Source organism: Campylobacter concisus (genome assembly GCF_902460545.1).
Taxonomy (GTDB): domain Bacteria; phylum Campylobacterota; class Campylobacteria; order Campylobacterales; family Campylobacteraceae; genus Campylobacter_A; species Campylobacter_A concisus_AE.
In genome coordinates, this window is the sequence record NZ_CABPUE010000001.1 from 1 (window position 1) to 1,076 (window position 1,076).

A 1,076-nucleotide genomic window follows, 5' to 3' on the forward strand; every position below is an offset into this window, starting at 1 on the left:
GATTAAAAGTCCTGAATAGACTTCAGGACAGTATAGTAGAATTATTTTCTAAGTTCGCGGATCTTAGCAGCTTTACCACGAAGGTCACGTAGATAGAATAATTTAGCTCTTCTAATACGACCTTTTCTAAGAACTTTTATCTCTTCGATAGAATCACTAAAAATTGGAAAAATTCTCTCAACACCAACACTATTAGCGCCAATTTTTCTAATGATAAATGTTTCGCCTGTGCCACTACCACGTCTAGCTATACAAATACCTTCAAAATTTTGAATTCTAGTTTTATCGCCTTCGTGAATACGAGTAGCAACACGCAATGTATCTCCTGCACGGAAGTCAGGAATATTTTTACTAGCAATTTGAGCATTTTCAAATGCTTCAATGTATTTATTTCTCATGTTTTTCCTTATTTATGTGGCTTAAGCTTTTGATATAAATCAGGGCGAAAGAACCTTGTTTTGCAGTGAGCCATCTTATTTTTTAAAGTGTGGATTTTAGCATGGTTACCCTTTAAAAACTCTGAAACCACAAAGATTGATCTAAAATTATCAGGCTTTGTAAAAGATGGGGCTTCAAGCAAATTATCCTCAAAACTCTCAACTTCAAGACTCATATCGTTTCCTAAAACTCCAGGTATATTTCTTGATATTGCATCACTCATACAAAGCGCAGGAAGCTCTCCGCCAGTTAAAACAAAATCGCCTATGCAAAAAACTTCATCTGCCCAAAGCTCAACAACTCGTTCATCAAGGCCTTCATATCTACTGCAAACAAAACAAATGTGATCTTTTTTAGAAAGCCTCTTTGCGTCATTTTGATTAAATTTTTTACCAGCTGGCGTTAAAAATATCACATGAGTATTTTTATCTTTTTCTTTTAGAAATTTGATTGACTCATCCAAAGGCTGTGGGGACATTAAAAGCCCTGCTCCGCCTCCGATCATATAATCATCAACTTTATTATACTTATCTTTAGTAAAATTTCTTGGATTTATAAAATCAATTTCAATAAATTTATTGCTAATCGCACGTTTTAAAATAGAATCACAAAAATAAGGTTTAACTAAATTTTCAAAA

General features: G+C 33.5%; 2 protein-coding genes. Both read right to left on the minus strand.

Annotated elements, in window-relative coordinates:
• Positions 1 to 41: 41 nt before the first annotated feature.
• Positions 42 to 398, minus strand: a complete 357-nt coding sequence (gene rplS, locus FZ949_RS00005; protein WP_103580335.1) for a 50S ribosomal protein L19 — start codon at positions 396 to 398, stop codon at positions 42 to 44.
• Positions 399 to 406: 8 nt separating this feature from the next.
• A partial coding sequence (gene trmD / locus FZ949_RS00010) for a tRNA (guanosine(37)-N1)-methyltransferase TrmD (protein ID WP_148790044.1) occupies positions 407 to 1,076 on the minus strand: 670 nt, incomplete at its 5' end.